The 23,620-nt window shown below is 35.4% G+C and carries 20 protein-coding genes, 1 tRNA gene and 1 other annotated feature; of the genes, 3 read left to right on the top strand and 18 right to left on the bottom strand.

Annotated features, from left to right (window positions below; genetic code table 11):
- Nucleotides 1-46 precede the first annotated feature (46 nt).
- Nucleotides 47-784 carry an SIMPL domain-containing protein gene (locus P9Q65_RS07930; RefSeq protein ID WP_304508845.1) on the top strand — a complete coding sequence of 246 codons (738 nt, stop codon included), beginning with the start codon at nucleotides 47-49 and terminating at the stop codon, nucleotides 782-784.
- Nucleotides 785-1,049: 265 nt separating this feature from the next.
- On the opposite strand, the gene P9Q65_RS07925 is transcribed toward P9Q65_RS07930, so the two are convergent.
- Nucleotides 1,050-1,385, bottom strand: coding sequence for an SLOG family protein (locus tag P9Q65_RS07925; protein WP_304508861.1), 336 nt, complete (start codon nucleotides 1,383-1,385; stop codon nucleotides 1,050-1,052).
- A 112-nt stretch (nucleotides 1,386-1,497) separates the two neighbouring features.
- Between P9Q65_RS07925 and P9Q65_RS13315 the strand changes: the two genes are divergently transcribed.
- Nucleotides 1,498-1,740, top strand: a complete 243-nt coding sequence (locus tag P9Q65_RS13315; protein WP_334307199.1) for a helix-turn-helix domain-containing protein — start codon at nucleotides 1,498-1,500, stop codon at nucleotides 1,738-1,740.
- A 125-nt stretch (nucleotides 1,741-1,865) separates the two neighbouring features.
- Here P9Q65_RS13315 and P9Q65_RS07915 read toward each other — a convergent pair.
- The 17 genes from P9Q65_RS07915 to dnaA all read right to left on the bottom strand — a co-directional run bounded on the left by P9Q65_RS07915 (nucleotide 1,866) and on the right by dnaA (nucleotide 22,752).
- Nucleotides 1,866-1,953, bottom strand: a tRNA-Ser gene (locus P9Q65_RS07915).
- 255 nt (nucleotides 1,954-2,208) lie between these two features.
- Nucleotides 2,209-3,498, bottom strand: a complete 1,290-nt coding sequence (serS, locus tag P9Q65_RS07910; RefSeq protein WP_304508844.1) for a serine--tRNA ligase — start codon at nucleotides 3,496-3,498, stop codon at nucleotides 2,209-2,211.
- Between the two features lie 79 nt (nucleotides 3,499-3,577).
- Nucleotides 3,578-3,780: a binding site (T-box leader), on the bottom strand.
- Nucleotides 3,781-3,894: 114 nt separating this feature from the next.
- The gene (locus P9Q65_RS07900) at nucleotides 3,895-4,698 is read right to left on the bottom strand and encodes a Cof-type HAD-IIB family hydrolase (protein WP_304508842.1); all 804 of its coding nucleotides are present in this window, start codon (nucleotides 4,696-4,698) and stop codon (nucleotides 3,895-3,897) included.
- A 190-nt stretch (nucleotides 4,699-4,888) separates the two neighbouring features.
- A complete protein-coding gene (locus P9Q65_RS07895) occupies nucleotides 4,889-5,707 on the bottom strand; it encodes a DUF4446 family protein (protein WP_304508841.1) in 819 nt (272 codons plus the stop codon).
- 6 nt (nucleotides 5,708-5,713) lie between these two features.
- Nucleotides 5,714-6,610, bottom strand: a complete 897-nt coding sequence (locus P9Q65_RS07890) for a ParB/RepB/Spo0J family partition protein (protein ID WP_304508840.1) — start codon at nucleotides 6,608-6,610, stop codon at nucleotides 5,714-5,716.
- A gap of 3 nt (nucleotides 6,611-6,613) precedes the next feature.
- Entirely contained in the window at nucleotides 6,614-7,387 is a 774-nt protein-coding gene (locus tag P9Q65_RS07885; RefSeq protein WP_304508839.1) for a ParA family protein, read from the bottom strand.
- 135 nt (nucleotides 7,388-7,522) lie between these two features.
- Nucleotides 7,523-8,434 (bottom strand): YegS/Rv2252/BmrU family lipid kinase, encoded by a 912-nt coding sequence (locus P9Q65_RS07880; protein ID WP_304508838.1) that lies wholly within the window; start codon nucleotides 8,432-8,434, stop codon nucleotides 7,523-7,525.
- A gap of 16 nt (nucleotides 8,435-8,450) precedes the next feature.
- Nucleotides 8,451-10,145: an arginine--tRNA ligase gene (gene argS, locus P9Q65_RS07875; protein WP_304508837.1), complete on the bottom strand. Its 1,695-nt coding sequence runs from the start codon at nucleotides 10,143-10,145 to the stop codon at nucleotides 8,451-8,453.
- A 225-nt stretch (nucleotides 10,146-10,370) separates the two neighbouring features.
- Nucleotides 10,371-11,099 carry a FadR/GntR family transcriptional regulator gene (locus P9Q65_RS07870; RefSeq protein WP_304508836.1) on the bottom strand — a complete coding sequence of 243 codons (729 nt, stop codon included), beginning with the start codon at nucleotides 11,097-11,099 and terminating at the stop codon, nucleotides 10,371-10,373.
- 80 nt (nucleotides 11,100-11,179) lie between these two features.
- Nucleotides 11,180-12,355: a CapA family protein gene (locus P9Q65_RS07865; RefSeq protein ID WP_304508835.1), complete on the bottom strand. Its 1,176-nt coding sequence runs from the start codon at nucleotides 12,353-12,355 to the stop codon at nucleotides 11,180-11,182.
- Nucleotides 12,356-12,675: 320 nt separating this feature from the next.
- Nucleotides 12,676-12,966: a hypothetical protein gene (locus tag P9Q65_RS07860; protein ID WP_304508834.1), complete on the bottom strand. Its 291-nt coding sequence runs from the start codon at nucleotides 12,964-12,966 to the stop codon at nucleotides 12,676-12,678.
- A gap of 465 nt (nucleotides 12,967-13,431) precedes the next feature.
- Nucleotides 13,432-15,924, bottom strand: a complete 2,493-nt coding sequence (gene gyrA / locus P9Q65_RS07855) for a DNA gyrase subunit A (RefSeq protein ID WP_304508833.1) — start codon at nucleotides 15,922-15,924, stop codon at nucleotides 13,432-13,434.
- Nucleotides 15,925-16,124: 200 nt separating this feature from the next.
- Nucleotides 16,125-18,026 carry a DNA topoisomerase (ATP-hydrolyzing) subunit B gene (gyrB, locus tag P9Q65_RS07850; RefSeq protein WP_304508832.1) on the bottom strand — a complete coding sequence of 634 codons (1,902 nt, stop codon included), beginning with the start codon at nucleotides 18,024-18,026 and terminating at the stop codon, nucleotides 16,125-16,127.
- 473 nt (nucleotides 18,027-18,499) lie between these two features.
- Nucleotides 18,500-19,585 (bottom strand): DNA replication/repair protein RecF, encoded by a 1,086-nt coding sequence (recF, locus tag P9Q65_RS07845; protein ID WP_304508831.1) that lies wholly within the window; start codon nucleotides 19,583-19,585, stop codon nucleotides 18,500-18,502.
- Nucleotides 19,586-19,803: 218 nt separating this feature from the next.
- Nucleotides 19,804-20,022: an RNA-binding S4 domain-containing protein gene (locus P9Q65_RS07840; RefSeq protein ID WP_304508830.1), complete on the bottom strand. Its 219-nt coding sequence runs from the start codon at nucleotides 20,020-20,022 to the stop codon at nucleotides 19,804-19,806.
- Between the two features lie 41 nt (nucleotides 20,023-20,063).
- Complete coding sequence (gene dnaN, locus P9Q65_RS07835; RefSeq protein WP_330695304.1) at nucleotides 20,064-21,167, bottom strand: DNA polymerase III subunit beta; 1,104 nt, start codon at nucleotides 21,165-21,167, stop codon at nucleotides 20,064-20,066.
- 253 nt (nucleotides 21,168-21,420) lie between these two features.
- Entirely contained in the window at nucleotides 21,421-22,752 is a 1,332-nt protein-coding gene (dnaA, locus tag P9Q65_RS07830) for a chromosomal replication initiator protein DnaA (RefSeq protein WP_304508859.1), read from the bottom strand.
- 647 nt (nucleotides 22,753-23,399) lie between these two features.
- Here dnaA and rpmH point away from each other — a divergent pair.
- Nucleotides 23,400-23,534: a 50S ribosomal protein L34 gene (gene rpmH, locus P9Q65_RS07825; RefSeq protein WP_290715678.1), complete on the top strand. Its 135-nt coding sequence runs from the start codon at nucleotides 23,400-23,402 to the stop codon at nucleotides 23,532-23,534.
- Nucleotides 23,535-23,620: the final 86 nt, after the last annotated feature.

Genomic DNA, 23,620 nt, shown 5'->3' with positions numbered 1-23,620 from the left:
ATATATAATGGAAAAAATTACTGTAAAAAAGAAAGGGGAAATTAGAATGAAAAAAATAAAAAATTTATTAATTACAACTTCTCTTGCAACTGTCCTTATTCTTGGCTCTGCTACATCCGTTTTTGCCGCTGAAGGGTCTACGATCTCCACCAACGGTACCGGTGTTGTAAAAGTTCAGCCCGATATTGCAACGGTATCCCTCTCCGTTCAAACCACCGGCAAAACTTCAGAAGCGGCACAAAAGGAAAATAGCAAAATTTGCGAAAAGGTGATGGATAAATTAGAAGAAATGGGTGTATCTAAAGATAAAATTGTTACAAGTTATTCCTCTGTATATCCCATGTACCAATATGATGACAACACAGGAAAAAGGACAATTACAACTTATCGAGCAAACACAAATTTTGAAGTAACTGTCAAAGATATTGATTATATTGGAGAATATATTGATGGCGCATTAAAAGCAGGGGCAACAGGATATAATAGTGTAATTTTTTCATTGGAAAATCCGAACCAATATTATGTTCAGGCCTTGCAGGCAGCGGTGAAAAATGCCTCTATCTCAGCCAATGCCATTGCTGCTGCTTATGGAAAGCCTCTTGGGCAAATTCAAACCGTAGAAGAACATGCTTCCTATGCGTCTTACGAAGAAACAACAAATTTTAAAGAAAGGGCTCTCTTAGACAGTGCAGACTATGGAAGCGGAAGCAGCACAAGCGGCACAGAGATTCAGTATGACCAAATTCAAGTTACCGCAAATATCACCGCTACTTATGGAATTTAAAAAACGAAAATCCAAAATATTGATTGTTTGAAACCACGGAAAATGTAACATGCTTTTTAAAATAATTTCTTTCATTATTTTAAGTTTCGTAGATAAAAGCCCGATTACCATGTAAAAAATTTGCCTGGTAATTCGGGCTTTTTCATTGAAAACTTAAGTGAATCAACACATAAATTTTTTTAATAACACGGGTACAAGTTTTTCAAAAAGCTACTACAAGCCAAACAAGGGAATACGGGAAAGGTCATACCAACATTATGAAAAACTATATAATAATAACTTTCACTTCTTTTTTCATTGCTTGAGTATATCGAATGGTGAAAAGGGTACCGCCTTTTTCTCTGCCATCATAAACAGCAATAATAAGATCTGAGGCTTGCACCATAAAGCGATTACGCACAACATAGCAGTTTTGATGATACTTCTCTGAATGAATACCTATCGCATTACATTCATCCAGCAAACGTTGAGATTCTACATCCTTGGTATTGATACGATTACGATAAAGTAAGGCTGCTTCAAGAAAAAGAATATGTTCCTCCTTAAGTTCAGCAACAATATCCGCAAAATATAAATCTACTCCACTGGCAAAGCCACTGATAAAATGGATCTATCCCTTTTGAATCGCAGTAAAAAGCACCTTTAGTAATAATACGCAAGTGCGTATACGCATGAACGCACACATGTTTACAATTATGTTGAGGTGATAATTTATAAAAATTAAAGAAGCAATTGTTTTACGTTTTCAAACACTATGCAAAGAAAATGATATTAAATATAATGAACTTGCCAATCGTGCAGGTGTAACTCCTTCAACTGTATATTCTATGATGGAAGAAAGTCGTAAAGATTTATCGGTTATCACAATAAAAAAACTCTGTGATGGCTTGGATATTTCCATTTCAGAGTTTTTTAATCATGATATTTTTATTGGGCTGGAGCAAGAGATAAAATAACAACCAGTTTAAAGTTAAGTTTTAAGCACAATATTTAATGAGCATCACATATTATAAAGTAATTTTATCATAAAAAAATAAAAAGCCATATATGAATTTTATTTTTCATACATGACTTTAATCTACGGAGAAGGAGGGATTTGAACCCTCGCGCCGCGCAAACGACCTATACCCTTAGCAGGGGCACCTCTTCAGCCACTTGAGTACTTCTCCAAACGCTTACTGCCACAATATCATATCATTTTTCCTAGGCTTTGTCAAGGGAAAACTATTTTTAAAATCTAATATTAATTGAGCTACTGAATCATGTATATATTACCTTTCCATTTAGGAAAATCCTATCTCTCCTCTTGATCGTTCCCATCTAAAATATACTTCACTTATCATAAAAATGTTAAATTTCAGTGTTTGTGCCACTTTTTTATTATGAATGGAGGCCATGGATCATAGCCCCCATTCTTTAAAGATTTAGTTTTTCTTTTCGATTTTTTCTATACCACCCATATAAGGACGTAATACTTCAGGAATGCGTACAGAACCATCAGCCTGCAAATTATTTTCCAGAAAAGCAATCAACATTCTGGGAGGTGCAGCAACGGTATTGTTCAAAGTATGGGCAAAATATTTTTTGCCATCTGCACCAGCTACACGGATACCCAATCTTCTTGCCTGGGCATCACCCAAATTAGAGCAGCTACCGATTTCAAAGTATTTTTGCTGTCTGGGAGACCATGCCTCTACGTCAACGGATTTTACCTTTAAGTCTGCCAAATCTCCGGAGCAACATTCCAACGTACGCACGGGAATATCCATGGTACGGAACAAGTCAACCGTATTTTCCCACAGCTTATCATACCACATAGGGCTTTCTTCCGGCTTACATACAACAATCATCTCCTGCTTTTCGAACTGGTGAATACGATATACACCACGTTCTTCAATTCCGTGAGCACCTTTTTCCTTACGGAAACATGGAGAATAACTTGTTAATGTTTGTGGCAAGTCTTCCTCTTTATTCATTGTATCAATAAATTTACCGATCATAGAGTGCTCACTGGTACCAATTAAGTAAAGATCCTCTCCCTCAATTTTGTACATCATAGCATCCATTTCTGCAAAACTCATAACCCCGGTTACCACATTACTCCGAATCATGAAAGGTGGAATGCAATAAGTAAATCCACGGTTAATCATGAAATCTCTGGCATAGGACAATACAGCAGAATGCAAACGAGCAATATCACCCATTAAATAGTAAAAACCATTTCCTGCAACTCTTCTTGCGCCCTCCAAATCAATTCCATTGAAGCTTTCCATAATTTCTGTATGATAAGGTATTTCAAAATCAGGCACAACCGGCTCACCGTATTTCTGTACCTCTACATTTTCACTATCGTCTTTACCAATCGGAACAGAAGGATCAATAATATTAGGAATTGTCATCATTATTTTTTTGATCTTTTCTTCTACTTCCTTTTCTTTCTCCGTCAATTCGTCAACTCTTGTTGCTTCTGCCGCAATTTTTGCCTTAACTTGCTCTGCCTCATCCTTCAAACCCTTCGCCATTAATCCACCTATTTGTTTGGACAGCTTATTTCTTTCCGCACGAAGTACTTCCACTTCTTGCTTAATGGCTCTGTTTTCAAGATCTAAAGCAATAACTTCATCTACCAAAGGCAGCTTATTATCCTGAAATTTTTTTCTAATATTTTCTTTTACCACATCGGGATTTTCCCTAACAAATTTAATATCCAGCATCTTTTTTCCTCCTTATTTCTACTAACATATCTAAAATCAGGGGAGTCGGAGCAATTAAAAAAACCCCCGATCCCATATAAACAGGGACGAGAGTATTTCCCGCGTTGCCACCCAGATTGCTCGAAAAAAATCGAACCTCTTTAAACAGCGATAAAGGGCTTACCCTTCCGACTTTCATCGGCAGCTGGGAAAGTGGAGCATTTTCTTTTTTCATCGACTCACACCAAACGTCGACTCTCTGAAGAAATACAGAAAACTTAGCTTTCCTACGGACGCATTAACGCCACACGCCATTTTGTCCCATTATTATATACCAAACTACAGATAAAAATCAATAGTTTTTTCAATGCTTTTCTTTTTCGTACTTTTATCCTTCAAATAAAAACTTATGTCAACTTATAGTATGAATTTTTCTACTATTTCCGCTATTGCATCCTGCTCACATCTGTTTTTTGTCACAAAGTTTGCAATTCTCTTTACTTCCGGATCAGCATTTGCTACAGCAATTCCCAGGCCGGCTTTTTTTATCATAGAAATGTCATTATCACTATCCCCCACGGCAATTACCGCTTCAATTGGAACTCCGGCTTTTTTTGCTGTTTTTTCCATAATATTTCCCTTGCTGACGCCTTTTTTTACGACCTCCATAAAAATATTACTAGAAAAAAAGCAGTCCAAATCTTTACCCGCCATTTCCTGCACCTTTTTCTGAACCAAAAGCAGTTTTTCCTTCTCTCCTGTTATAAGTGATTTTGTAAATTCCCCCTTGTATTTCAGGGGATCCTTCATGATTTTAACGCTACTCCCCATTACTTCACAATAACGCTTCACTCTATTTGTTTCGGTTTCTGCTATAAAATCACGATCATCATAATAATACAGCTCTAATCCAAGCTCACGAGCAAACTCTACAACCGGAGCAAAGATATTTGGAGAAAAACTTTCTCGAATAGCTAAAGACATATCTTTTAAATCATAAACCGCACCACCATTTTGGCAGATTGCATATCCTTCTTGGCCAATTAAATCCAGTTGTTGCAAATATCGCTCTACGCCAAATACACCACGACCGGTACATATAACAAATTCTACTCCTTTTTTTACTGCTTTTTGTATTGCAATTTTATTCTTTTCTGATACCTCAGTGTCATTTTTTAGTAGTGTTCCATCCATATCAGAGAATATCATTTTATAATCCATATATTTCTCCTTTTACATTATTTTATCAATATTCTGTGGATAACTTTTTATTTTTTTGTGTTTTTATTTTATTTTAAAAAAATTACAGAAAGTTATCCACATTTTCCACATTATTTATACACATATTCACATTTTTGTAATAAAAAAGGGCGGTTTTCGAAATACAGTAATTTCCTCCCTCCACCCATTTTTATTCACTTTCCTCATCTTCCAGATGTTTTTCTATAAAGACAGGAGTATCTTGAAAAGTATTTTCTTCATTTAAATCCTCTTCAAATTTTTCTTCCTGCTCGCTTAAAATTTCCACAGCTGCGATTTGACTTGCTATAATTTCTTCCTGCAATATTTGTTCTTTCTCAGCCGAAGTTACATCTCCTAGTTCTTCTACCGTTTCCTTCTTTTCCTCATCAGGAATCAAATCAAGAGGTATTTGTTCATCCATAATTGGTTCTTTATCTTTTTTGCGAAAAACAGGTTTGAATTTTACTTTAAGCACTTTTTCATGTTCTGGTTGATAAGCTTGTTCTTTTGCCATCTGAACAGCCTTTATTTCTTCCTCTGATAGCATATAAATACTTACACCCATTTGAATAGGCTTTGCATAGGTAAAAGAACCAGTACGACTATGAATTCCATTTAAAACAACGCCATTATTCTCTCCATCTAAAAGTGCCAAAGCAAAACACAGATTTCCACCCATTTCTTCAAATGGATTATAGCGCACCAATCCTACTTTTTGAATATTGCTTTTCATTGTTTTATCTAGATCGGTAACCATATCTAGAAGTTTTGTATATTTTTCTTCAATTTGTTTTGAGCTTTCATAGTATTTTTCAATTTTCTTTTCTAAATTATGACTTGGTCTGCGGTTTGCGCCCATAAAAAAATCGTATTTTTTCTTTTGTTTTCCAAGTTTAATAAATAATACGATACATAGAATGAAAAGTACAAGAACCGCTATTCCCAAACCAAAAAGAATATATATGATATAATCTTGTGAAAATCCCATTTATATTTATCCTTCCATTCTTTTCATAATGGTTAATAGTCTGTCCAAATCTTCTGGCGAATAATATGTTATTTCAATCTTTCCTTTATTCTTCATTTGATTAATACGAACTTTTGTAGAAAAAATGGTTTTCAACTCATCTTCAACTGCCTTTTGGTTTGCATTTACTAATCCATCTTTCATTTTATGTTCTGTTTTTTCTTTTTCACTTAACTCTGCTTTCACCAACGCTTCAGTAGCTCTTACGCTTAATTCTTCCTCAATCACATGCTCCGCCAGTTCAAATTGACGGTCTTTATCTGTTACTGAAAGCAATGCTCTCGCATGTCCACCTGTCAATTTGTTTTCAATTACAAAATTTAGTACTCTAGAATCCAATTGCAATAGGCGAAGAGAATTTGTAATAGTTGAACGACTTTTCCCTACTTTTGACGAAATTTGTTCTTGGCTTAATCCAAACTCCTCCTGCAACCGTCGGTAGCTTTCTGCTTCTTCAATTGGATTTAGATCTTCCCTTTGTAAATTTTCTACTAAAGCCGCTTCAAAAGCCAATGATTCTTCCCACTTTTTTTCTATTACAGGTATCTTTTTTAGTCCGGCAATTTTAGCAGCTCTCCATCGTCTTTCTCCTGCAATAATCTCATAATAATCGCCGGTTTTTCTTACAATAATCGGTTGAATCATTCCATAGGATTTAATGGAAACTGCTAATTCTTCAAGTGCGGTTTCTTCAAAACACCGTCTAGGCTGTTTTCTGTTTGGCTCAATCATATTTATATCCAATTCCCATACAGCAGATTTATTGACTTCTTTACCTGTTTCGTTGAAATCCTCTAATTTATTATTAATCAGTGCTTCTAATCCCTTTCCCTTAGAACCAAGTCCCATTTTTTTTGCAGCCATAAATCAGCTCCACTCCTTTTCGATAACTTCTTCCGCTAAAAGTGCATAGCTTTCCGCACCCTTTGACTTCGGGTCATACATATGAATTGGTAAGCCATGGCTAGGGGCCTCCCCTAAACGCACATTTCTTGGAATGATACTGCGATACACATTACTTCCCAAACTTCTCTTTACTTCCTCCACTACCTGCAACGACAAATTTGTTCTGGCGTCAAACATAGTAAAAACAATGCCTTCTATTTCCAAAAACGGATTTAGTCTTTTTTTAACCAGATTAATTGTATGCAATAGCTGCTCCAAACCTTCTAAAGCAAAGTATTCGCATTGAATGGGCACCAAAACAGTGTCCGCAGCTGTGAGCGCATTAATTGTAATTAAATTTAAGGAAGGTGGACAATCAACAATAATAAAATCATAATCATCTTTGACTTTTTTTAGCTCTTCCCGCAATATAAATTCTCTTTTTTCTTTCCCAATTAATTCTATTTCTGCCCCTGTAAGGCTGATATTAGCAGGAAGAATTTCCAAACCTTCTACACAGGTTGGCTGTTTCACATCCACAATTCCTGCTTCTCCCAAAAAAATATTGTATATCGTTAATTCCAAATTGTTTTTATCAAGGCCGAGACCGCTGGTCGTATTTCCTTGCTGGTCAGCATCAATAACAAGAACTTTTTTTCCATTTGTAGCTAGACTCGCAGATAAGTTGATTGACGTAGTTGTTTTACCAACACCGCCTTTTTGATTGGTCACTGCGATAACCCTGACTTTCCCCATGGCTTTCCCCGCCTTTCTTTCCATTTCTACAGAAATTATATCACAATGATTAGTAATTGGAAAGAAAAACAGTAATGTTCCACGTGAAACATTACTGTTTTAATGTCTTTGTAAAAAATGTTTCACGTGAAACATTTATTTTCTTTTTTCTCTAAAATAAACAGGAAGTACCTTAGGTACAACTTTCAATTCAAACGGCATTGTTGGGCCCATTTCACCGTCAACCGTTGAATCCATTATTTTAAAATCGTCCTTTAAACATTCAACTTTAAAATAATTATCTCTAATATAAAGCATATTCTTTTTGTCATTAATATGCTCACCCGTAAGCATTTTCAAAAATATTGGAGATAATTCTATTAACGACCGTGCACGAATAGCTAAAAACTCAAACAATCCATCTTGAATAGATGATTCAGGCGATAATTTTGTAAAACCTCCGGTTCCGGCACTATTCATAATCATATACAAATATAAATCTTCTTCGATCACTTCCGTACTCGTCGTAATCCGAAAAGGTATTTTATGAAAATTTGGTAACTGTTCTACGCCCTTTAAATAATAGGAAAGGCTGCCAAGAGCATTTTTTAAATCCTTATCCACAGTTTGCGAAACATTGGTTAAAAGTCCACCAGCACAAACATTGATAAAATAAGTTTTGTCATTAACAAGCCCTAAATCAATTGCAACAGGCTTCGTATTTACAATTGCATAACAAGCTTCTTCAACCTGTCCGCTTTTAAATCCAAGATATGTTGCAAAATCATTAGCAGTTCCGGAAGGAATAATACCTAAAGGAATATTCATTTTTCGACTCATCATCGCATTAATCACGATATTTACGGTTCCATCGCCGCCCGATGCAACAATTACATCATAATCATCAGGCATTTCTTTGATATGCTTAGCAATATCCCCCTCTGCCATAGAACGGAAAGGATGAACCTCATAACCTCCATGCTGAAAAATGCCAATACAAACATCCAAGTCAAATTTAAAACTTTTATTTCCAGAAAAAGGATTATAAATCAGTTTCAGCTTTTTCATGCCAAAACACCTCTCTTTACATTTGTTCAGGTGCATCTATCCCCAAAAGTCCCAGACCCTCTTTCATGACTGTTTTCACAGCCAATACAATTGCCAGGCGCGCCTGACGAACATCTTCTTCACTACTTAAAATAGGATTATCATGATAAAATTTATTAAATGCTTGTGCAATTGCAACCAAATGACGTGTTACAACAGATGGCTCCATCTTATTTGCCGCATCCTTAATTTTTTCGGGATAAGCCTCCAACAACTTACAAATATCCAAAGAAGCATCATCAGAAAGCATATCATAATGAATGTTTTCCAACGTAACTTCTCCTGCACGTTTTAAAATACTACATGCTCTTGCATGGGTATATTGAACATAAGGACCTGTTTCACCATCAAAATTCAACATTCTTTCCCATGAAAAAACAACATCTTTAATGCGTCCATTATATAAATCATTAAAAATGACAGCGCCAATCCCTACCTGCTTAGAAACTTCTTCTTTATCAGCTAAAGAAGGATTCTTTTCTTCTATAATTCTTTTTGTTTCCGCAATTGCTTGGTTCAACAAATCTTCCATCAATATAACATTACCATGTCGTGTAGATAATTTTCCACTATCCAAACTTACCAAGCCAAATGGAACATGAGTTAACTTTTTATACCAATCGTAACCCATCTTATGAATAACTTCAAACCATTGGGCAAAATGCAAATTTTGATCTAGCGCTGTTAAATAAATACATTTTTCAAAATCATAGGTTTTTTTGCGGTACAGAGCCGCCGTAATATCTCTTGTGGCATAAAGCGTGCCGCCATCTTTACGAATAATCAAACAAGGAGGCATATTTTTATCTTCCAAGTCAACAATCATAGCGCCTTCGCTTTCTTTCAAAATATTCTTACTCTTTAATTCTTCCACAACAGGGGCCATTTTATCATTATAAAAACTTTCACCTGTATACGCATCAAATTTAACACCTAACATATCGTATACCCGCTCAAATTCTATGATACTAATATCATAAAACCATTTCCAAAGGGTAAGGGCTTCCTCATCCCCCTCTTGCATTTTTACAAACCAAAGTCTGGCTTCATCTTCTAATGCAGGATTCTTTTCTGCTTCGTCGTGAAATTTCACGTAGATGCGCATTAATTCCTGAATACCATTGGATTCAACTTCCTCTTTGGTTCCCCAATTGTGATATGCAACAATCAATTTTCCAAATTGTGTACCCCAATCTCCCAAATGGTTTATACCTACACAATGATAACCCAATTCTTCATAAATTTTATAAATAGCATTGCCAATTACAGTGGAACGTAAATGTCCAACATGAAATGGTTTTGCAATGTTAGGAGAAGAATAATCAATTACAATCGTCTTGCCACTGCCAATATCACTCTTACCATAGTTTTCTTTTTGATCTAAAACTTTTGATAAAATCTCTTGGGCATAAACACCTTTATTGATAAAGAAGTTTACATAAGCTCCAACAACTTGTATATTTTCAACAAATTCAGGTCTATCAAACTTTTCTGCAATCTCCTGGGCAATCATCGGGGGTGCTTTACGAAAAACCTTTGCTAAACGAAAGCAAGGGAAAGCAAAATCCCCCATACCTTTATTCGCAGGTATTTCCACAGTACTCAAAGCATCTTCCAATGAGAGATCCGCAGCTTTCGCCAAGAGCTTTGCAATCTCCATCTTAAAATCCATATCAAAATCCTCCATTCAGAATTTGTTATTTAATTTCTAATAATAAACAAAAAAAATAGTGCAACTTCTATAAACTTTATCACAAAATCCCAGTAAAATCAAGAAAAACACCTATTCTTAGGGAATTTAAGAACAAACATTTTATAAAAAAAAACATCTAAAACAGAGGTGAAAATCATACTCCATTCTAAAGATGTCTTTTCATTAAAATTAAGTTTGGGACTATCATCCATATTTTACTGTTAGGTTAACATAAGAAATATGTTCTCTCATGACCGCATAAGCGGTTTGATAATCTCCATTTTTAATTGCATTTAAGAGTTTTCCATGTAAATCAATGGTTACATCAATGGCACGGGGGTTTTGCGTAAGTGATTCACGCAATGCCAACCGTATCCCTTTTTCAAAAGATTCCTTCGCAGCAATCATAGTACTCATCAAAAGCTTATTATGCGTAGCAGCTGAAACCTGCATATGAAACATAGAATCATAATCCACAAATAAATTCACATCATTTTTACTTTCTACCATTTTTTCATAACAAAATACTAAGTTAGAAATATCCTCAGACGTTGCCCGTTTTGCAGCATAACTAGCTGTTTCTGCCTCCAGCATATATCTGAATTCCAAAAGATCGCCTAAATCAGAATTTTCAACCGTGATACTAAAAGGCGCAATATTCACAATATTATCTATTTCATTAATAAATGTACCCGCCTTTGATCGCCGAATAAAACCGAACACCGCCAATGCAGTATAGGCCTCTCTTAATGTACTTCGTCCCACTCCCAACAAATTACTAACGATATTTTCATTCGGTAGCATATATCCTGCCGGAAGTACACCGCTCATAATCAATTCTTTGAACCGTTGGAACAAATTTTGCGAAATGTTGCATTTGCCCAAGTCTTTGGTTAAATAAGAAACGTTCTCCGCAAGAAAATCTCTTTCCATACCGATCCTCCTATATGTTTCATCTTTAACAATTCTGCACCTATTTTAACACTGAAATCGTTGCATGACAAGGACTTTCATTATTTTTCAAAAATATATTCATCCTGAATCTCTGATAAAGGGACTTCCCGATTTAAAAGAAACGACGCAGTTTCTTGATGAATTTCTTCCAAACGTGTTTGGTCTTTTTTTCGTATCAACTGATCTTTTTCACTTTGTTCTAAGGTTAACATTTCATAGACACTACGCACAACAAAATGATTTTTGTCTTGTGCATTTCGAAATTGTGTCCAAATTGGAACAAAAGAAACCTCTTTTACATTAGGTGGTTCATTTCCTACCTGCTCAATTGTTAGATGCAAAATAACAGAAGCATTTCTAGGCGGCGTTGTTTGAGAAGAAATAAAATTCCCTAAAGAATACATAATAAAACCATCATGAACACCGTCCCCATGATCCACTTTTCTATATTCCATGGGTTGCAAAACATGAGGATGACTGGCAAGAACGATATCTGCACCGGAAAGAAACATTAGGTCAGCCCATTCTTTAAAAACATCTTTTGGATAGGTTTCATATTCATTGCCCATATGAGGCATCACAACGACTACATCCGCATGCTCCCTGGCCCTTTTAATATCAGTCACCATCTGCTCATTATCAATTAAATTCACCAAATAATCATCAGGAACAGGAATACCATTGGTACCATAGGTGTAGGACAAAAAAGCAAAAGTAATTCCATTGACTTTTTTATATAAAATTTTATCTCTCTCCTCAGCGGAGCGATATGTTCCCATATGTGAAATCCCATACTCATCTAGCTTGTCCAATGTGCGAATGAGTCCATTTTTACCTGTATCCATACAGTGATTATTTGCAGTAGTTAAAATATCAAAGCCAGCATCTTTCACGGCATCCAAAAACGCATCTGGGGTATTAAAACAAGGAAATGACGAATAACCCCTTTCTTCTCCACCAAACGTTAACTCCAAATTTCCCAAAACGAGGTCATAGTTATCAAAATATTTTTTTACATCCTGAAAGTTATGCATGAAATTATACGAAGCACTAGATGGGTCATATGCCTCATTATATTGATAATCATGCACCATAATATCACCCACAACAGCCAGTGTTACCTGCTTTACAATAGGTTGAGAACTACCAGCTGAAACAGAATATCTTTGTTCTTCCCGCATTGCACAAGAAGTAAAAAATAAACTGGTAACGATAATGAATAATATCTTTTTCATTTTACACCCCTTAATATGAAAAACATAAACGTTTCGGATCAATTGAAGTTTTTCGTAAAAAAAGAAAAAAGCCCTATTGCATTCTCATAGATTTACCTTGAAATCCTTGCAATACGGGCTTTCGCATTCTGTAAAATTAGAGCCTGCTCAAAATTTTTATGTTGAATCAAAAAAGTTCGAAACGCCACGGTTAAGTAAACACATAAATCCGAAAAAAGTATACTTCTAAACGGCCATAACATTTTAAAAAAAATTTTGGATTGGAAAAACAGGTATTTCTACATCTGCAACCATTTTTTGTTTATCTTTCAAATAAGTTATCAGCTATTTTCCTCTTGATTTAAACTTAAAGCTGTACCATTTTTAATAGCACGACGACAGATATAATAGATAAAACAACATAATATAGCAGGTGCAAAAACCATAATAAAATAAATAAAATTTTTCCATGTAAATAATACCCAAACAGAAAGCAGCACCATAAAAATTGGCAACAATATGCCGGTCAATTTTCCATTGGGACGACTTGCAATTACCCCCTCAATAAAAACCATGCAAAGAACCAGTGAAATTAATTTTCCTATACCCAAAATAAACTCGACATCCCACATCTTCTTCTCCACCTCTATCTTTATCTTCTATTTTGATTCTAGCAGTATATATGAAATTTGTCAAATATCCGTGAAAAACAATAACATATTTCGTTATAATTTATATAAAGAAAATTTACAAATTACTTTTGTGTTTTCTTAAATATAAATAATTGTTCAATCTGCAAGTTTAATTGCTTCATCCACTTTACAAAAACCTTTTTTATAAACAGCATATCCAATAAAAAACATTTTCAATAACGTCTTTTTTCCTGCATTCTTCTACTCTCTTCAAAAATTCCTCTGTTTGGCATTCTGAATCGTTTCTTCAACTAAAATCTTGGTAATCACACAAACCAAACTTCTAAAATACTTCTTTTTATCATTTCTTATTTTATATGGTTTCCACTTAAAAAATAAATACTCTTCACATAAGCTAAATAAATAAAACTGCACTTTTCATTGCGCAGTTTTATTCATATATTATTATTCTGTTATTTCCGCATTATCTTCCTCTAGTTCTTCAGATTCTTCTTTAATATCATCTTCAGAAATTTTAGCAATCCCTATAACAGATACCCCATCGTTCAAATTCATCAGCTTTACACCCTGAGAAACTCGACCGACGGTGGAAATATCTTTTGCTCTCAAACGGATAATCACACCTTCAGAAGTCATCAGCATAATTTCTTCATTCTCATCTATCAGTAAAACTCCTGTCAAAAGCCCTGTTTTTTCCGTTAAATGATGAATCTTTGATCCTTTTCCACCTCTATATTGAATAGAATAAGCTTCGGCTTCGGTACGTTTTCCATAGCCATTTTCCGTGACATTTAATATCTTGGAGTCTTTTTCTAATTTAACAGCAGAAACTACATAATCCTCATCACGCAAGGTAATTGCCTTGACACCAGTAGCTGTACGTCCCATAGAACGCACATCTTGTTCAAAGAATTTTATGCCCATACCGTTTCTCGTAGCAACAAAAATTTCATCATTTCCATTGGTTGTCATAACAGAAATCAGGCTATCATCATCCCTAAGGTTAACAGCAATCAAACCGCCTTTTCGAATATTTGCATAACTGCTCATTTCTGTTTTCTTAATAATGCCTTGTTTTGTAATCATAACAAGATATTCATCATCTTTGAACTCTTTTACCGGAATCACAGCAGTAATGCTTTCCCCTGGCGCAATTTCCAGTAAATTCACAATTGCCATTCCCCTTGCGGTACGACCAGCTTCGGGAATTTCATAGCCCTTCATACGATATACCCTACCCTTATCCGTAAAAAACAAAATCGTATCGTGGGTGGAAGATAGGAACATATCTTTTACAAAATCCTCATCCCTTGTCTGCATACCAACAATACCTCTACCGCCTCTATTTTGGCTTTTATAAGTATCCAAAGGTGTACGTTTAATATAATTCAGGTTGGAAAGAGTCATAACACAGGTTTCTTCCTCAATCAAATCCTCAATATCAATTTCACCGGGGTTTTGTACCAATTGCGTACGACGCTCATCACCAAATTTATTACCAATTTCCACCAGTTCATCTTTAATGACGCCTAACATTAATTTTCTGTCAGCTAATAAAGATTGATAGTAAGCAATTTTTTCCATTAAGTCCTTATACTCCGCATCAATTTTCTCATGCTCCAACCCCTGTAAACGACGAAGCTGCATTTCTAAAATCGCCTGGGCTTGTATCTCAGAGAGTTGGAATCGCTCCATTAAACGATCCTTGGCATTATCATAACTGGTACGAATAATACGAATTACTTCATCAATATTGTTTATTGCAATACGCAATCCTTCTAAAATATGCGCCCGTTTTTGCGCTTTATCCAGATTAAATTGGGTTCTTCTTGTAACTACATTTTCCTGATGCTTTAAATATTCTTCAATAATCCGTTTAAGGTTTAAAATTTCAGGCTTGCCATCCACCAAGGCCAGCATAATCGCACCAAAACTTTCCTGAAGCTGCGTATATTTATAAAGCTGATTTAATATTACATTGGCATTAACGTCTTTTTTCAGCTCAATGATAATTTTAATATCATCACCTGCAGAAGCATCATACAAATCGCTAATCCCATCAACACGCTTATCCTTTACCAGATCTGCAATTTTTTCAATTAATCTGAGCTTATTTACCATATAAGGAATTTCTGTTACCACAATTTTTTCCCGTCCATTAGACATAGGCTGAATTTCAGCCAAAGCACGAACCAAAATTTTACCTCTACCGGTACGATATGCAGCACGAATTCCGCTTTTTCCTAAAATGGTTGCTCCAGTGGGGAAGTCCGGGCCCTGAATATGCTCCATCAATTCTTCCACATCGGTATCTTTATCATTTATTGTATTCTCTATCATACAAACCACACCATTAATGACTTCCGTCAAATTATGAGGTGGTATATTTGTCGCCATACCAACAGCAATACCTGAGGAGCCATTAATCAGAAGATTTGGTATCCTAGCCGGCAAAACAGTTGGTTCTTTTTCATTCTCATCATAGTTCGGTACAAAATCAACAGTATCCTTTTCGATATCTGCCAAAAGCTCCGCCGTAATTTTAGACATTCTTGCCTCAGTATAACGGCTTGCAGCGGCGCCATATCCATCAATCGAGCCAAAGTTACCATGGCCGTCTACCAGCATATAGCGCATAGAAAAGTTCTGTGCCATACGCACCATTGCCTGATAAATAGAACTATCACCATGAGGATGATATTTACCCATGGTATCACCCACAATACGAGCGGATTTACGGTAACTTTTATTGGGGTCCAAGTTCATTTCGTTCATAGAATAGAGAATACGTCTTTGCACAGGCTTTAAACCATCCCGCACATCAGGCAATGCACGGGCAACAATTACACTCATGGCATAATCGATATAGCATTTTTTCATTTCCTCGTTAATATCTATGGAAACGACCTTATCTATTTCTTTGATTTCGTCGCTCATTTTTTCACCTCATCTTTTTTATAAAACCTTAAGACCTTGGGGCTTCGCCCCAACTCCCCACAAGGGATTTCATCCCTTGACTCTTTTTCAAAACTAAACCTTTCACTTGGAAAACGTAGTTTTCCATATTGGGTCAAGGGCATAGTCCTTGCTGGGTTTTAGGGACAGCGTCCCTAAGGTCTTTCTTTTGACCTTACGTTTTAGAAGTCCATTTCCGCATACTGAGCATTTTCTGCAATAAAATCCCTTCTTGGCTCTACACTATCACCCATAAGCATACTGAATATTTCATCAGCAAGCAAAGCATCACTAATATCAACTTTTTTCAAAATACGATGCTCTACAGCCATCGTTGTATCTCTCAGCTGGTCAAAATCCATTTCACCAAGACCTTTGTAACGCTGAACGTCTTTAATACCCGTTCTGCCAATTTCGTTATATAAAGCCTCTAATTGGAGATCATCATACACATAATAATGCTGTTTATTTTTCTCCACGCAATAAAGAGGAGGCTGTGCAATAAATACCTTCCCCTCTTCAATCAATTGGGGCATATAGCGGTAAAAGAAAGTTAAGAGCAACGTACGAATATGGGCACCATCCACATCGGCATCGGTCATAATAACGATTTTATGATACCGTAATTTTTCAATATCAAAATCTTCGGAAATTCCCGTACCAAAAGCGGTAATCATATTTTTAATTTCTTCGCTGCCTAAAATACGATCCAATCTTGCTTTTTCCACATTTAAAATTTTACCCCGTAAGGGCAAAATAGCTTGAGTCTTAGGATCTCTGGCTTTAATGGCACTTCCCCCCGCAGAGTTACCCTCTACAATATAAATTTCGCATTCATAGGGATCTTTACTGGTACAATCCGTCAGCTTACCGGGAAGCCTTGTATTTTCCAATCCTGTTTTACGGCGAACCAATTCCCTTGCCTTTCTGGCAGCATCACGGGCCCTGGAAGCCGTCATACTCTTTTCAATAATAATTCTAGCAACAGATGGGTTCTCTTCCAAATAATAAGTGAAATATTCGCTTAAAACACTTTCCACTGCATTTTTTGCTTCACTTGTACCTAATTTTGCCTTTGTCTGCCCTTCAAACTGAGGATCTTCCACTTTTATGCTGATTACAGCAGAAATACCCTCTCTCACATCATCGCCGGAAAGCTTTTTATCCGAATCTTTGATGACACCGACTTTTTTACCATAATCATTTAACGTTTTTGTCAAACCACTTTTAAAGCCAATCAAATGGGTACCGCCATCAGGCGTATTAATATTATTTACAAAGCTGAAAATGTTCTCTGTATATCCATCATTATATTGGAAAGCAACTTCAACCAAAACGCCGTCCTTTTGGCCAGAAGCATAGAAAATATCATCATATAATGGCTGGCGATTTTTATTGATATAGGCAACAAATTCTTTAATACCGCCTTCATAGTGGAAAGTGCGCTCCTGCTCCATCCCCTCTCGCAAATCAATCAAAATAATCTTCAAGCCCTTTGTCAAAAAAGCCGTTTCACGCAAACGCTGCAATAAAATATCATAAGAAAAAACCGTTTCTTCAAAAATTTCCGGATCCGGCAAAAAATGAACATATGTCCCATGCTTTTGTGACTCACCAATAACAGTCACAGGTGTCAATACATCACCACGTGCATACTTTTGCTCATATAACTTTCCATCCGTATGGATATTTACCGTCAACCAAGACGACAGTGCATTTACAACGGAAGCACCAACCCCATGCAGACCACCGGAAACCTTATATCCACCACCGCCGAACTTACCCCCGGCATGTAAAATTGTAAAAACCACCTCAACCGCTGATATTCCCTTTTGCTGTTGAATACCAACAGGAATCCCTCGTCCATTGTCCATAACAGAAATAGAATTATCGGGATGAATTTTCACGGTAATTTCATTACAAAATCCTGCTAAGGCCTCATCCACCGCATTATCCACTATTTCGTAAACCAAGTGATGCAGGCCTCTGGCACTGGTAGAACCGATATACATCCCCGGACGCTTTCTAACAGCCTCCAAGCCTTCCAGCACTTGGATCTGACTTTCATTGTAATCTGATGACATAAAACCTCTCCTCCAAATAAATCTTCTTGGGTTCTTCATCGCTGCTTTGCGCCAAAGAAAAAATAGGTTTGTATCATAAAACCTATTTTAAATCAAATATGAAAAGTAAAATTTGTTGAAATTTTACTTTAACGCACAAAATTTTCCATTGTCCATTGTTATCTAAAAACTTTCATTTGACATTCTATTTTTCAAAAACAACTATAAATTCCATTAAAAAATAAAAAATATTTTTCTTGCATATCATAAATTTATCTAATGTACTCATTATATCATTTTTTCATCCATTCTACAAGCAAAAAACCTTTTATTTTCAAGGAAAACTGTAATTTAAGATGCATTTTTTAATTTTTTTTCTTCCTTAATTAAAGAAGCACCATCTTATTTTAAATTTCACCAATTTTTTCAAATACTATTCCCTTAAATAAAAGAGGTGTAATTTCATTTTAAATCACACCTTTTTTAGAAAATTTTTAGTTTTCAGCCGTAATACGACCATTTTCCACATAAAACAAATTCTCATTGCTAATATATTTTTTAATCACATCTTCTATTCCTGTACAGGTTAAAAAAGCTTGAAGACCATCAATACTTTCCATTAAATATTTTTGACGCCTTTCATCCAATTCAGAAAGAACATCATCCAACAACAATATAGGTTCTTCTCCCGTTTCTTCCCGAATCAAATCAATTTCTGCCAGTCTTGCAGCCAAAGCCGTTGTTCTTTGCTGCCCCTGAGAACCAAAACTTTTTACTTCCTTGCCATTAATGGAAAATAGAATATCATCCTTATGGGGTCCATGATTGGTCGTACCCAAATAAATATCACGCTGCAAATTACGTTGTATTTTCTCTGTCATCTGCCCCCGGTCACAATTTGGTTTATATGTGATTTTAAGCTGATCTAAGCCACCTGTAAGGGCATTAAGCTTTTTAGCGGCAATGACATCAAGTCGTTGTAAAAAATTCATTCTAGCCCCTATTATGCGCTCACCGTAGTCAATTAATTGCTCATCCCAAACAAAAAGGGTTTCCTGTAGGGATGTTTTTTTCTGTATTTCCTTTAATAAATTATTTCTCTGCTTTAAAATACGGTAATACTGCTGCAAATCATAATAGTAAATCCGACTTAACTGACAAAGTTCCATATCCAAGAATCGACGGCGTTCTCCCGGCCCCTCTTTTACCAAAGCAAGATCCTCGGGAGAGAAAACAACCGTATATAAAGCACCGAATAAATCACCCAATTTTTTTATAGGCACGCCATTTCTTGCAATCCCTTTTTTTGTATCTCTTTTTAGATGAACATCTACTCGTTCTTTTCGGGTGTTTTTCTGTACTGATACGCGAATATGCGTTTCTTCTTGATCGAAGCCAATCATCTGCCAATCGTATTTTGTACGCATAGACCTTCCCGTTGCACAAAAATAAAGGGATTCCAAAAAATTTGTTTTCCCCTGGGCATTTTTACCGTAGAATACATTAATTCCTTCTGACGGTTTTATATGCAATTGTTCTAAATTGCGAAAACCTTGTAAAGAAACTTCCGAGATTTGCATAAATATTCACCAAATATTCACTGAACAAATATAAGTTAAAAATAACAAAAAAAGATGGTTATAAAAATAACATTCTTTATAACCGAAAATATAGATCCTCTCCCCTTTTAAAACAAACTGTTTTTCTAGAGGAGAGGTTTAAGTCTCATAGTATTTCCAAAATAAAAGTGTTTTTTCCATTATTTGGATATAAACGTCCAAAATCACTTTTTAATTTATTATTCTTCACTAATGATTTTAACTGTTCCAAGCCCCTTTACTTCTATTACATCATTTGGGCGAATCTTTTTTCCTCTTTCCAGCGCTTGTACGCCGTTTACATAAACCAAACCTTCAGCAATAATTGCCTTGGCATCAGACCCCTGTCCAATTATGCCGGCAAGCTTTAGTGCCTGCTGTAATTTTATAAATTCGGTATGAATCCCAACTTCCTGCATCTTATAATCCTTCTTTCTTATAAGGTTAACATAAAATAAAATTACATTCTTAGGGGAAGAATCAAATATTTAAAAGAATCTCCCTCCACAGGTAAAATAGTACATGGACTTAACGAAGCAGTAAAATGTATTTTTACTTTTTCTTCATCAATGGAACGCAATGCCTCAATAAAATAACGTGGATTAAAGGCAATGGAAATTTCTTCTCCTTCAATTTCAGCCGAAATTTCCTCATAAGCAGTCCCCATATCACTTTTTGCTGTAATTTCAAGGTTTTTTGTTTTAATTTTAAAGCGAACCGGTGTTTTTCTGTTATCTCTTGACACCAAGGAAGCTCTTTCCAGAGACTGAATCATTTCACTTTTGTCAATCAGTATTTCTGTTTTATAATCTTCGGAAAAACTTTGTTCATAACGGATAAAATCTCCATCTATTAATCGAGAAACCATAATTGCCGTACCCAGATCAAATAAAATATGTTTATCTGTAACATAAACAGAAACCAAATCTTCCTCTTCCTGAGATAAAATTTTATTTAACTCACTCAAGGTTTTTCCCGGAACAATTACATTTGTTTGATCATAACTATTCATCAAAACATTTTTACGATAAGAAATTCGATAGCCATCCACAGAAACAATATTAAAAAAATCACTGTTGAATTCAAATAACTCTCCTGTTAAAACAGGCTTTGCATTGTCTTGTGCAATGGAAAAAATTGTTTGACGAATCATATTTCTTAAATCATTTTGCTTTAAAGTATAAGCTTGGTTCTGTTCAACCTCTGGTAATGCAGGAAAATCTTCTCCACTTTGACCCATAATGGTAAATTCCGAAGAACCACAAAGAATGGTAACTGCATTTTTTTCGTTTGTTGAAATTGTCACCTCTTCTCCGTTTAAACGGCGAATAATATCGTTAAAAATTCGAGCTTCGATGGCAATTTCTCCTTGTTCCAAAATATTTGCTTCAATGGAAGCCGTTTTTATTCCCAATTCTAAGTCATTACCTGTTAAAATAAATCCTCTTTCATCGGCTGTTAATAAAATACATTCCAAAATTGGTAAAGTAGTTCGATTGGAAACAGCTTTATTCACAATATTGATATATTGTAATAGCAAATCTTTTTTACATAACAGTTTCAAGTTGTTCACAACTCCTTTTCACACAGTGTATATAGAAATAAATAAGAGTTTAACCGTAGTAGCAGTAGTAGGGGCTGTGGGTTTGTGGAAAACTTACTTTTCCTCGAGGAATCAAATATTTTCCCTGTTGGTAAGTCATGTGGATGGGATGTGGGCAGAAGGATAGCTTATCCACACTATGCACAGGGATGATTAAAAATGACTATTTATCCACAGGATTTCCCTATTCTGTTCCACAAGCTGATGTGGAGAATTATTGCCCCTTAATTTCCTTTTCAAGCTGTAAAATTGTATTTTGTAAAGCCATATCATTTTCTAATTGCTTTTCAATTTTTGATATAGCATGAATTACAGTGGTATGATCACGTCCGCCAAAGCTTTCACCAATCTTTGGTAAGGAAATATCTAATAATTTACGGCATAAATACATAGAAATTTGCCTTGGAAAAGCAATATTTTTAGGTTTTTTACTTCCTTGTAAATCTTCTATTCTGATATTGAAGTGATTTGCAACAATTTCCTGTATCAAAATAGGCGTCAAAGGTGCAGACGCATTTTCACTGAAAATATCTTTTAAAGAATTTTCTGCTAATGTGATGGAAATATCTTGATTTGTAAGGGTTGCAAAGGCAACAATACGGGTTAATGCCCCTTCTAATTCTCGGATGTTGGATGCAATATTCTTAGCGATGTAAGCCATAACATCATCGGGAACCTGAAGATTATCACGCTCGGCTTTTTTACGAAGGATTGCAATTCTTGTTTCGTAATCCGGTGGTTGAATATCAGCGATCAAACCCATTTCAAAGCGGCTGCGCAACCTGTCTTCTAAAGTTTCAATTTCTTTTGGTGGACGGTCGGAGGAGATAATAATTTGTTTGGTTGATTCATATAATGCGTTAAAGGTATGGAAAAATTCCTCCTGCGTACCTTCTTTTTTAGAGATAAATTGAATATCATCGATTAAAAGAACGTCGATATTTCTATATTTATTACGAAAAGCTTCATTTCTATTATTCTGAATAGAAAGAATCAGCTCGTTTGTAAAGGTTTCACTTGTTACGTATAATACTTTTGCGGCATTGTTATGCTCCAGGATATAGTGGGCAATGGAATGCATTAAGTGGGTTTTGCCAAGACCTGAATTTCCGTACAAAAATAAAGGGTTATAGTTTTTTGCCGGTGCCTCGGCCACCGCCAAAGAGGCAGCATGTGCCATACGGTTGCTGTTTCCTACCACAAAAGAGCTGAAGACATATTTGGGGTTTAAATTTCTCGGAATATCAATATTTGGTTTTTGTGTTTCTTTTTGTTCCACTAATTTTTGAGGCAGTTCATTGCCCAATAAAATAATAATTCCCAGTTCTCTTTTCGTTACCTGTTTTACAGTATTACGAAGTAGGTCAAAATATCGTTTTTCCAGCATATCTTTGGCTAAAGGATTTTCTACCTGCAAATACAGACAGTTGTCCTGTATGCCATATGGCACAATGGGACGAAACCATGTTTCAAAACTAACGGCGGAGCTTTCTTCTTCGATAATTTTTAATGCTTCGTTCCAAAATTCGTTTATTTGTTCCATTATGTACCTCCTGTTAAAATTTTGTGGATAACAGACTAGTTATTCACAAAGGAATGTAGTCAGGCTGTGAAAAAAATTTTGAAAAAATAAGACAAGCCTTGGTTATTCACAACTGTTGCTTAATAAATACCCACACAATAAACAGCCGATTATTTACGGAAAAACTTGAAATATCTTAGTTTAAGCATAGACTTAAGGAAAAAAAGTGTATGATTCAAAAGGTTTTACACAAAAAAATTGAGTTATACACAGGTTTATCAACAAATTGTGGATAACACAATTTTTAGATGCTTAAAAATATTGTGAATTTTGTGGATTAGGGTATAAATATCTTGTACATAGTATAACAAAAGTTATCCACAACCGCAATGAAAAAATCTGCATATCTTTTTGGGAAGTGCAAAAAGCCATGTGGATTAATTTATAAATTTTTTTTTCTACTATATATAGTAGGAAAAAAATAAAAAGAACTATATATTTGTTTGGTTGAAAAATATTAGTAGATTGAAATTCTTAAGCTTAAATTCCCAGGGATTTAAGGCTTTTAGGGGAAATATTTTTCTTGACGTTCCTATCCTTTTTTACTATAATAGTAACAGTGCTCGGAAATAGGGCAGTGAAACCCTGTAACAAAGGAGGTGCGTATAACTATGAAAATGACATTTCAGCCGAAAAAGAGACAAAGAAGCAGAGAACATGGCTTCAGAAAAAGAATGAGAACAGCTAACGGCAGAAAAGTTCTTGCTGCAAGAAGAAAAAAAGGTAGAAAAGTATTATCCGCATAATCCTCATACCAAAAAGTATATTAGGCCGCTGTAAGTGGCCTTTTGTTCATATGAGGAACTTTTGGCGGTACCGAATGAAAGAAGGA

The sequence above is a fragment of the Anaerotignum sp. genome (assembly GCF_030625865.1).
Taxonomy (GTDB): domain Bacteria; phylum Bacillota; class Clostridia; order Lachnospirales; family Anaerotignaceae; genus Chakrabartyella.
Note: the sequence above shows the minus strand (reverse complement) of the source record. Positions and strands in the feature narration are given on the sequence as shown.

What these genes read in the sequence shown, in the direction of transcription:
- P9Q65_RS07930 (WP_304508845.1), top strand. Translation starts at nt 47, where the DNA reads ATGAAAAAAATAAAAAATTTATTAATTACAACTTCTCTTGCAACTGTC.
- serS (WP_304508844.1), bottom strand. Translation starts at nt 3,498, where the DNA reads ATGCTGGATATTAAATTTGTTAGGGAAAATCCCGATGTGGTAAAAGAA.
- P9Q65_RS07900 (WP_304508842.1), bottom strand. Translation starts at nt 4,698, where the DNA reads ATGGATTATAAAATGATATTCTCTGATATGGATGGAACACTACTAAAA.
- P9Q65_RS07895 (WP_304508841.1), bottom strand. Translation starts at nt 5,707, where the DNA reads ATGGGATTTTCACAAGATTATATCATATATATTCTTTTTGGTTTGGGA.
- P9Q65_RS07890 (WP_304508840.1), bottom strand. Translation starts at nt 6,610, where the DNA reads ATGGCTGCAAAAAAAATGGGACTTGGTTCTAAGGGAAAGGGATTAGAA.
- P9Q65_RS07885 (WP_304508839.1), bottom strand. Translation starts at nt 7,387, where the DNA reads ATGGGGAAAGTCAGGGTTATCGCAGTGACCAATCAAAAAGGCGGTGTT.
- P9Q65_RS07880 (WP_304508838.1), bottom strand. Translation starts at nt 8,434, where the DNA reads ATGAAAAAGCTGAAACTGATTTATAATCCTTTTTCTGGAAATAAAAGT.
- argS (WP_304508837.1), bottom strand. Translation starts at nt 10,145, where the DNA reads ATGGATTTTAAGATGGAGATTGCAAAGCTCTTGGCGAAAGCTGCGGAT.
- P9Q65_RS07870 (WP_304508836.1), bottom strand. Translation starts at nt 11,099, where the DNA reads ATGGAAAGAGATTTTCTTGCGGAGAACGTTTCTTATTTAACCAAAGAC.
- P9Q65_RS07865 (WP_304508835.1), bottom strand. Translation starts at nt 12,355, where the DNA reads ATGAAAAAGATATTATTCATTATCGTTACCAGTTTATTTTTTACTTCT.
- P9Q65_RS07860 (WP_304508834.1), bottom strand. Translation starts at nt 12,966, where the DNA reads ATGTGGGATGTCGAGTTTATTTTGGGTATAGGAAAATTAATTTCACTG.
- gyrA (WP_304508833.1), bottom strand. Translation starts at nt 15,924, where the DNA reads ATGAGCGACGAAATCAAAGAAATAGATAAGGTCGTTTCCATAGATATT.
- gyrB (WP_304508832.1), bottom strand. Translation starts at nt 18,026, where the DNA reads ATGTCATCAGATTACAATGAAAGTCAGATCCAAGTGCTGGAAGGCTTG.
- recF (WP_304508831.1), bottom strand. Translation starts at nt 19,585, where the DNA reads ATGCAAATCTCGGAAGTTTCTTTACAAGGTTTTCGCAATTTAGAACAA.
- P9Q65_RS07840 (WP_304508830.1), bottom strand. Translation starts at nt 20,022, where the DNA reads ATGCAGGAAGTTGGGATTCATACCGAATTTATAAAATTACAGCAGGCA.
- rpmH (WP_290715678.1), top strand. Translation starts at nt 23,400, where the DNA reads ATGAAAATGACATTTCAGCCGAAAAAGAGACAAAGAAGCAGAGAACAT.